We start from the raw sequence: 9,406 nt of genomic DNA, 5'->3' as shown, positions 1-9,406 counted from the left end.
TCTGGGCCGTGTCTCAGTCCCAGTGTGGCCGTTCACCCTCTCAGGTCGGCTACGCATCGTCGCCTTGGTAGGCCGTTACCCTACCAACTAGCTAATGCGCCGCAGGCCCATCCGTAAGTGACAGATTACTCCGCCTTTCATTATCTCACCATGCGGCAAAATAAATTATCCGGTATTAGCTACCGTTTCCGGTAGTTATCCCAGTCTTACGGGCAGGTTGCCTACGTGTTACTCACCCGTCCGCCGCTAACTAATAGATTCCCGAAGGAATCTATTAGTCCGCTCGACTTGCATGTATTAGGCACGCCGCCAGCGTTCGTCCTGAGCCAGGATCAAACTCTCCAATAAAGTTTTGATGCTTTATTTTAGAGCGATTAGCTCATTTCGTACTGACGAGAAATTAATTCTCTTTTAATACTCACTCGTTGTTCAGTTTTCAAAGATCAACTTCGTTTCTTTTTGTTACCGTTGTTTCAGCGGCAACTTTTATAATATATCACCTTTTGCAGATAATCGCAAGACTTTTTTTGAAATAATTAAAATTTCAATTTTTATAGCCGCCTTGCTTATTGCAGCAGGTGATTAATACTATAACCCAAACAGCCCCCAAATATCAACCCTAGGAAAGAACTTCCTCGATATAAAGCTGTCTTTGCTGTACCAGATTCAGTATTTCACCCTTAATGGAAACCATAGGCCGGGTAGGATTATCACGATCGGAAAAAACGATCTCCCCAACGTTGCCATCACTAAGCCGTACTCGCATCCCATTATGAAATTGAGTCACTTTATCTACGAATGTTTTAACAACCCCCGGATCTAGCTTACCGAAAGCCTCTTTCCGAAGTTCCTCTAAGACCAGATAAGGCGATTTAGCTTTTCTGTAGCGGCGGTTCAGTGTCATAGCGTGAAATATGTCTGCAACCCCTACAATTTTAGCGTAGATATGGACTTTATCTCCTGTTAAACGGAATGGATAGCCGGACCCGTCCATCTTCTCATGGTGCTGCAGCGCCGTTAGACGAACCCCTTCGTTAATGGCGGCCGTTTTACGAAGCTGTTGATATCCGTAAGTCGTATGCATTTTCATTTCCTCAGCTTCATCTTCAGTAAGCGGGCTTGGTTTGTATAGAATGACTGGGTCAATTTTCGTATTGCCGATATCATGCAGTAAACCAGCAAAAGCAACCTGCATCCAATCCTTCTGCGGCAATCCATGCCATTGAGCCAGCAAATAGGAGGTGAGTGAAGACAAAATAGCATTATGATACAAGTAATCGTACTCGTTCATATTTAAGGGTGTGAAGGTTAGGACATTATAATTTTTTAGCTGGCGAATGAGCACCTCTAGCTGATGTCTAAGCTCATAAATCGGCAATTCCGCTGCTAGCACCGATTGAAAAGCACTTTTCGTCAAATGCAGCATTCGATCATACTCTTGGTGCAGCAAAGAGTTTTGAAATTTCACTTCAACATCAGTAGAACCGTTAACTGAAAGAGCCGCTGAACGCCGTTTAGAATCCTGCCCTGTTCCGGATTTTTTTTGATCAGATACTTGGGAGTCTTCAATATCTACCTGTTGAACCATGAAGGCGCGCAAAATATCCAAATCTCTCGGAAGCAAAACCTTTCCTTTTTGCAATAAAAGACCACCCAGCGGACTATATACGTTGTTAATCAATTTAAACCCAGGTTTTATTTCCGTGATTGAGATATTAGCCATCCTTCATTCTCTCCTCAATTCATACAACTGCGATCCAGAGTCTGCTTCCATTTTCTAGGAAGAAAGTACTAAGACTATCTAACTCCATTATAGTACGCTAACAAAAAAGCTAGCAATGCTATTCTTTGGTAGCACACTAAGTAAAAGAATAGAAAACGGACCTCCTTAAAGGAAGCCCGTTTTGTTACGCTGTGTTTACTCTTCCGTGTTATCGGAATCCGGCTCAACACCGGTATCCTCTTCCGTTAAGGAGTCTTCTGACACTTGACTATCCACGCTAGCATCTTCTGTGTCTTCCGTATCCTCATCCTCACTCTTATCGGAGCGGCATACCGTCGCCACGGAATCTTCATCGCGAATATTGATCAGCTTCACGCCTTGAGTATAACGGCCCATTGTCGAAATGCCCGACATACTCGTACGAATCAGCGTTCCGCTGCTAGTGATGATCATCAAATCTTCGTCGTCCTTAACGACCTTCAAGCTGACCACTTGACCATTCTTATCGGTCACATTAATCGTCTTTATCCCTTTACCGCCCCGGCTTTGGATACGATAATCGGACACTGGAGTCCGTTTGCCATAACCTTTTGCCGTTACGATCAGAATATCACGATCCGGTACAACAACATCCATACTAATCAGCTGATCATCTTCGCCCAAGGTAATCCCTTTAACCCCCGTTGCAGCTCTGCCCATCGACCGAACATCGCTTTCTGGGAACCGGATGGACATCCCCTGTGCCGTACCCATGATAAGTTCTTGGTTCCCATCCGTGAGTTTCACATCAATCAGGGTATCATCCTCACGAAGGTTAACGGCAATCAGGCCGCCTTTGCGAATGTTGATGTAGTCTTCGATCGGCGTTTTCTTCACAATGCCTTGCCGTGTAGCAAAGAACAAATATTTGTCTTCATCAAAACGCTCGACCGGAATGACCGCATTAACGGTTTCCCCTTGCTCGATTTGGATCAGATTAATGATTGGCGTCCCGCGAGCCGTCCGGCCAAGCTCTGGAATCTCATAAGCTTTGAGCCGATATGCTTTACCGCGGTCCGTGAAGAACATTAGATAATGGTGCGTATTCGTGACGAACAAGTGCTCCACGAAGTCATTATCTTTGGTGTCCATCCCGACGACACCGCGTCCGCCGCGTTTTTGGCTGCGGTACGTGGTAACCGGCAAACGTTTAATATAGCCGGTATGCGTAATAGTAATGACGACTTCTTCCTGTGGAATCAAGTCTTCATCCAGGATGCTTTCCTCCCCAACCGTAATTTCTGTACGGCGCGGATCTGCGTATTTTTCGCGGATTTCTTGAAGCTCTTCTCCAATGATATGGAGCACAAGAGATTCGTTAGCCAAAATCTCACGATACTCTGCAATCTTCTGCAGCAGTTCGTTATATTCGTTCTCAATCTTCTCGCGTTCTAATCCGGTCAAGCGGCGCAGTCTCATATCAAGAATAGCCTGAGCCTGCTCTGTGCTTAAGCCGAACCGCGACATCAGTCCATCGCGGGCTTCTTCATCGGATTTCGATGCGCGAATAAGAGCGATAACCTCATCGATATGATCCAAAGCAATACGCAGGCCTTCTAAAATATGCGCGCGAGCTTCTGCTTTTTTCAGATCAAATTCAGTACGCCGACGAATAACTTCAACCTGATGCTGCAAATAATGACTAAGAACTTCTTTCAGAGTCAAAATTTTAGGTTCATTGTTAACGATCGCCAGCATGTTAATTCCAAAAGAGCTTTGCATTGCGGTGTGCTTGTACAAATTGTTCAACACCACATTAGGATTTACGTCACGGCGAAGTTCGATGACGATGCGCATCCCCGTACGGTCTGATTCATCTCGTAAATCGGTAATGCCATCGATTCTCTTCTCCCGTACCAATTCAGCGATTTTCTCAACCAAACGGGCTTTATTGACCATGTATGGGAGCTCTTCGACGATAATGCGAGCCTTATTGTTATGTTCTTCAATGGACGTTCTGGCACGTGTCGTAACCGAACCCCGTCCAGTCGTATATGCTTGCCGGATACCTGTGCGGCCAATGACAAAACCCGCCGTTGGAAAATCCGGACCCTTAATATAATCCATCAATTCCAAAGAGGAAATATCCGGATTCTCGATCAAAGCATGGACCCCATCGATAACTTCCCCTAAATTATGAGGTGGAATGCTGGTAGCCATACCTACGGCAATACCCGACACCCCGTTTACGAGCAGGTTTGGAAAACGCGCCGGAAGCACTAAAGGCTCTTGCTCTTCACCGTCATAGTTCGGCATAAAGTCAATGGTCTCTTTATTGATATCGCGAAGCATCTCCATCGCGATTTTAGATAAACGCGCTTCCGTATACCGCATTGCCGCCGCCGAGTCACCATCAATTGAACCGAAGTTACCGTGTCCATCAACGAGCATATTGCGCATTGAGAAATCCTGAGCCATACGGACCATTGTTTCATACACTGCAGTATCCCCATGGGGATGATACTTACCAATGACTTCGCCGACGATTCTAGCCGATTTCTTATACGGCTTATCCGGATACATCCCCAGTTCAGACATCGCATATAAAATGCGGCGATGCACCGGCTTAAGACCATCCCTTACATCCGGCAAAGCACGGCTGACAATAATGCTCATGGCATAATCCATAAAAGATTCGCGCATCTCAACATTAATGTCCCGATCAACGATTTGCGAGAAATTTTCTTCCGCCATGCTGGACCTCCTTTAATAACTATCCACGCCCCAATGTATGGAAAAAGCCCGTAAAACCGCCACTTTCATTATATTTCTTTCACAAAACCAGCTTAATTAAACGTAGGGCTTTTGTCATCTTCCCCATATGGGCAGCAAAAAAATGGGGATGTGTCCACTCCCATTGAAACGTACGTACATACACTACGGATATAGGCATTATCTCTTTAATAACTGAAAAAGCCTATAAAATCCCCATATTTTATTATTATATCATTGTTTATCTCTTCTGTCCTATGTTTTTCACATCACCTTAATTTGCTTTTGACAAAGATGTGCAGAAAGGAAGGAACCCTAGTTGACGATTCAAAGAATTGCAAGCAAGTGGGAAAAAACGAAAGTCATTAGGCGGAAAGAATCCCTTCGGACCTATATTCCAGATACCCGCAAATATTCCTCTGATCATCTCCGTGAGATGCTGGAGACTTACGAAATGGTATATGTCAAACCGGACCATGGTACTTACGGCAACGGAGTGATGTGCGCCGAATACTGGATGGATGATTTTTTTCCAGATAGCCCCATACAACTAAAGTTAAGATACGGTATTGAATATGAACTGTTTCCAACGATTGAGGAGCTCCACAACGCTATATCTCTAAAAATCGGACAAAAGCCTTATCTCATACAAAAGGGGATCCATCTACTCACTTACCGACGTCGAAAATTCGATATTCGAGCTCTCGTTCAGTGCACTCCAAGCAATACGTGGGAAACAACGGGATTCATCGGCAGAGTGGCGGCACCGCAAAAGGTCATTACAAACTATCATGGAGGCGGCAATGTACTGCCGATTGAAGATTTACTCGGTCCCCATTTAACAGCCAGGGAATTCGCCGCTTTGTACAAAGAAATGAAATTGGTCGGTGTACAGGTCGCCGCACAATTAGCCCGTAAATTTCCTAATCTAAAAGAAATCGGCCTGGACATTGCCATAGATGATCAGCTTCAAATCTGGATTTTGGAAGTTAATACGCTTCCCGCTCTTTTCCCCTTTAAAATGCTGCAAAACAAAGACATCTACAAAAAAATACGACGCTACGCCATCGCTTATGGCCGGCTAAAAGCAAAGACGGCGAAATAGCAAAAAAAGGGTTATTTATCAAGTTCTATTATTTTAACTTCACCCGCAGGCATCATTATACGGATTTCACCACTTGTAACATCGATCGCACCAAAAGGGTCCTGCAAGCCATTCTCTAAAATGGCACTCTTATCACTGTGATCTTCCCTGCAAGTCGTCTCTCCATAAACGGCAGCAATAAGCAGGTGCCTACCCGTCTGAAGGTGAGCTCGCAATGTCGGTATCGCTGTCCGTGGATGCAGTACATTGGTGTTAGCATTCGGATAAATCAGCTCTGCTTGGCTATAACCATACTTACCAAGAACGGCGCTAGCTCCAAACGCATTGATGACCGCCGCTCCACCTTCCGGCAAAATATGTACCGTTTCCTGTTCCCGCCCCAGTCCTAAAGCAAACCCGCCCTCGGCAGCATCAAGCTCTCTCTCCGTCGTAACGAGGTGGATACGCAGATGCCAGGGCAACCCCACTATGATCCAGGTCTGAACACATACATCCATCCAAGGCATCCACCTGGCATAGATTATATTTGTCCCGATACAGGTCTCTTCGTTCTTTCTTCTCACCCGGTACAAGTTATCTCCCTCGCTCAAGGCGAGCATAGAATCAAAGGCGCCTTGTCCGAGCCCCCATTCCGCTCTCGGTACGCTGAATCCGAAGGCGGTCGAATATACGAATTTCTCATATTTTGCGGAGGTGTGCGTATGCTCGTTCGATGTAGGATGCCCGCTGTTAAAGGCTGCGACGTGCCCGGTCTTCTCCTGCCGGCAAATCACGAGATGAGGTGCCTTCTGCACTGTCATTCCCGGTATCGCAGGCAAAGCCTCCTCCTCTGCCTGCCAGAAGGGGTGATTTTCCGGAAAAGTGAGCGGAAGGAAGCTTTTGAGCGCCCAATAAGGCGATCCGGGAGAGTTATAGGTTTCGGCCATGACTAGGTTGGGATAGGCATAACCGACCGTTAATAAACCTCCGGAATCAAAAATCGGCTGTCCAAACCACCAGCGCAAATTACGCAGCACAAGCCCTTTGATGATCCCTGGGGAAAGCACCTGAACCTCGGCGTATGCCAAAGCGCACCAAAACGCCGATTGGGCAAACCGGTAAGTTAGACTTCTCCCGTAGGGCAGCGCGGAGCCGTCCGGCGAAAACCACTGCAGAAACTCCATGGCAAACTTTGCCGCCCGTTCCTTAAACCGGTCTGCGCGCTCCGGGTCTTCTTTTTCCATCAGCTTGGCATAGAGCAGTCCGTAGTAATGCAGCGCAAACGGAACATAATAATCGCTATGGCCTCCCGGTCCGTCACTATACCATCCATCGTCTAAGTAAAATTCGTCGATCCGGTTCAGGTTGCGTTCAAGCTGCTCCTGGTCATAAGGGAGCCCCACTTTGCGAAATCCGACATTCACGAGCACATGAAAAAACAGCCAGTTGCAATCGTGACAAGGGTGATGATTAATTTGGTCTAGCCAAGCGTACAGGTTATGCTTTTCCTGCGCGTTAAGCGGTTGCCAAATCCGCTCCGGAATCCATGCCAGCGCATACCCAAAGACCGCCATTTCTACAAGCCGCTGGTCATAATCGTTCACGGCACCCCAGTATTCCTCATGTTCAGGGTTGGTTCCGTTACGAATGCCTTCCAGGCACATCTCCCAAAGCGATGTCTCGCCCCCTCCCGCCAAAAAGGGTACCATCCCCCAAAAAACGCGTGAAAATCCCTCCATTTCTGCAATCTGAGCGGAATATCCCGCCCCCGCAGCCCCAAGCTGCAAACGAGCACGTCCCTTGCTGTAATGCTCTTTTAGCGGCTCGGTAAGCTGTAGGAAGGCAGCCTGTAGATCCTGTCGATTTTTTAGCGGATTGTTCGAAATGTTTTTCCCGTATGTAGCTATTGCATCCATCGCCTTGACTCCTTCCCGACTGCCAAATTCGCTTACTCCCAATAGAACGGCCCTTTCCCTAGCAGCCGAGCAAGCCCTTCGACATAGAAAAAATCACCATATATCAGCGGAACATCGACATTTTTTCTTTCCGGATAATGCCCCATTCCGTGCAAAAGCAATCCTTCTTGGCTTCCATCGGCCCAAGTTCCGTAATTATGATACAGCGACTCCAGTATACGGTTTGCCCAATTGCGATAAGTGGCAGCTTCCAAAGCATCGACCTTCTGTGCCAGCAGCAACAGACCGCTAGCCGCGCAGGCTCCTGCCGATGTATCCCGGAAATGCCGTACCTCGTAAGGTGCCCGAAAATCCCAATACGGAACATAATCCTCCGGCAGCTGGGCGAGGAAAAAGTGGGCTGCTCGCTTGGCCGCATCAAGATAGGCCTGTTTTTCGGTATGATGATATGCCAGTGTTAGCCCATAGACCGCCCAAGCCGTGCCTCTTGACCATGCAGACTCCGGAGCATAACCTTGCCCTCCAAGACCTTCCACACGTTCACCGGTTTCCGGGTCAAAGCGAACGATGTGATACACCGATCCGTCCGGCCGGATAAAATGCTCCAATACCGTATCCATATGCGCCGATGCAAAATGTTGATACCTGGGATCTCCGCTAACGGCCGATGCCCAAAACAATAGAGGCATGTTCATGCAGCAGTCGATGATGGCAAGCCCGGCATTTTGCTCCCCTTCAGTCCAAGGATTCCAGGCGCGAATGTATCTCCCTTGAAGGTTAAATCGGGCGGCCAAGTAATTGGCAGCTTTTAGCGCACGCACCCGGGACGCCCCCTTACCTAGAAGCTTATAGGCGGCAACACTCGTCAACGTCCACATGAAACCGAGGTCATGATCGAGACGGACGTATCCGTCCAGTACTGCATCCATCTTTTCCTCACATTGCTCTGCAAGCTCCTTAAAGCGTTCATCCCGGCTATCATTGTAAAAAAGCCAAAGCATCCCCGGCCAAAATCAACTCCCCTTGCATAGCTGTGGAAGGCTCAAGCTTCGTTACAATCCGTTCTACCAATCTTTGCGGCAGGAAGCTAAATTGATATTCGTCGCGCAGTTCCAGGATAGGAAGATCCGTCTTGTTCCATATCAGCGATCTCGTCAGCGTCTTTAATCCGGGGCAATCATAGGCAGCAGTTAAATCAAGACGCAGCACGTCAAGCGATTCACCAGGGACAGCCTCCAGAACCACGGCGGCATGCCGCTCCCCTTCTGCTTGGAAATTGCCGTCCACGATTGGTACCGAGTGTCCTTGAGAGCCATTACAATCGAACCGGTAACGTCCGGTTCCAAAATAATCGGCATTATACTCACCGCTGCCTAGGTCCGTAACAAAGGTCTCCCCGTTAAAGGCCAACATAAACTGCCCTATATCGTTATGATTGTGTGGCTCTCCGTTATGACCACCTTTGGCACAAAATCCATATACCCCCTCCGGACTGAGGTGCCTCGATACCATCCATTTCGCATCGGGTAAATAAAAGCTGGTCGGTCCCCAATCTTCCTTCGTTTCGATAAAGTTAATGCGATCTCTCCATAGCAGATTTCGAAAAGCATGCGCCCCGTTTTCGTATTCCATCCGGGATCCGGTCTTGCCAAATATCGAAAAGAGCGAATACGACAATTCCGGAATCCGGTTTTGCAGTAACCGTTCGCCTTCAGCCCGAATCTCGTTTAAATCTTGAGCATAGGCCGGGGATTCCCGGACTGTTTGCCAAAATAGATTTGAGTCCCCTCCCGGATAGTAAAGATGAGCATCTACCGGTTTCATCTTTCCAATCACCGCAATCCATTCTTTTATAAAGCTATCTGCAAAAAGTAACCGCTTACGATATACAACATACCATATTGGAAAATATATTTTTAAAAAGGACTCTCT

At 47.3% G+C, this 9,406-nt stretch carries 5 protein-coding genes, 1 rRNA gene and 1 pseudogene; 1 reads left to right on the top strand and 6 read right to left on the bottom strand.

The window, feature by feature from the left end; genetic code table 11:
- The 3 genes from ACFQ3W_RS09885 to gyrA all read right to left on the bottom strand — a co-directional run.
- Positions 1-348, bottom strand: a 16S ribosomal RNA gene (locus ACFQ3W_RS09885); the annotation flags it as partial.
- Positions 349-619: 271 nt separating this feature from the next.
- A complete protein-coding gene (locus ACFQ3W_RS09880; RefSeq protein ID WP_379319051.1) occupies positions 620-1,723 on the bottom strand; it encodes an HD-GYP domain-containing protein in 1,104 nt (367 codons plus the stop codon).
- Positions 1,724-1,918: 195 nt separating this feature from the next.
- Positions 1,919-4,456 (bottom strand): DNA gyrase subunit A, encoded by a 2,538-nt coding sequence (gyrA, locus tag ACFQ3W_RS09875; RefSeq protein WP_379319050.1) that lies wholly within the window; start codon positions 4,454-4,456, stop codon positions 1,919-1,921.
- A 337-nt stretch (positions 4,457-4,793) separates the two neighbouring features.
- Between gyrA and ACFQ3W_RS09870 the strand changes: the two genes are divergently transcribed.
- Positions 4,794-5,579, top strand: coding sequence for a YheC/YheD family protein (locus tag ACFQ3W_RS09870; protein ID WP_379319049.1), 786 nt, complete (start codon positions 4,794-4,796; stop codon positions 5,577-5,579).
- An 11-nt stretch (positions 5,580-5,590) separates the two neighbouring features.
- Here ACFQ3W_RS09870 and ACFQ3W_RS09865 read toward each other — a convergent pair whose 3' ends face one another.
- The 3 genes and pseudogenes from ACFQ3W_RS09865 to ACFQ3W_RS09855 form a co-directional block, all read right to left on the bottom strand.
- On the bottom strand, positions 5,591-7,474 hold the full coding sequence (locus tag ACFQ3W_RS09865; protein ID WP_379319066.1) for a DUF2264 domain-containing protein: 1,884 nt from the start codon (positions 7,472-7,474) through the stop codon (positions 5,591-5,593).
- A 32-nt stretch (positions 7,475-7,506) separates the two neighbouring features.
- A pseudogene (locus ACFQ3W_RS09860) lies at positions 7,507-8,487 on the bottom strand (glycoside hydrolase family 88 protein); the annotation flags it as partial.
- Entirely contained in the window at positions 8,453-9,298 is an 846-nt protein-coding gene (locus ACFQ3W_RS09855; RefSeq protein WP_379319048.1) for a hypothetical protein, read from the bottom strand. The gene ACFQ3W_RS09855 and the pseudogene ACFQ3W_RS09860, both read right to left, overlap by 35 nt.
- Positions 9,299-9,406 lie beyond the last annotated feature (108 nt).

Source organism: Paenibacillus puldeungensis (assembly GCF_042678945.1).
Lineage (GTDB): Bacteria > Bacillota > Bacilli > Paenibacillales > Paenibacillaceae > Fontibacillus > Fontibacillus puldeungensis.
This window is presented reverse-complemented; position numbering and strand designations above follow the sequence as displayed.

Excerpts from the sequence above, each read along its gene's own strand:
- ACFQ3W_RS09880 (WP_379319051.1), bottom strand. The coding sequence starts at position 1,723 with ATGGCTAATATCTCAATCACGGAAATAAAACCTGGGTTTAAATTGATT.
- gyrA (WP_379319050.1), bottom strand. The coding sequence starts at position 4,456 with ATGGCGGAAGAAAATTTCTCGCAAATCGTTGATCGGGACATTAATGTT.
- ACFQ3W_RS09865 (WP_379319066.1), bottom strand. The coding sequence starts at position 7,474 with ATGGATGCAATAGCTACATACGGGAAAAACATTTCGAACAATCCGCTA.
- ACFQ3W_RS09855 (WP_379319048.1), bottom strand. The coding sequence starts at position 9,298 with ATGAAACCGGTAGATGCTCATCTTTACTATCCGGGAGGGGACTCAAAT.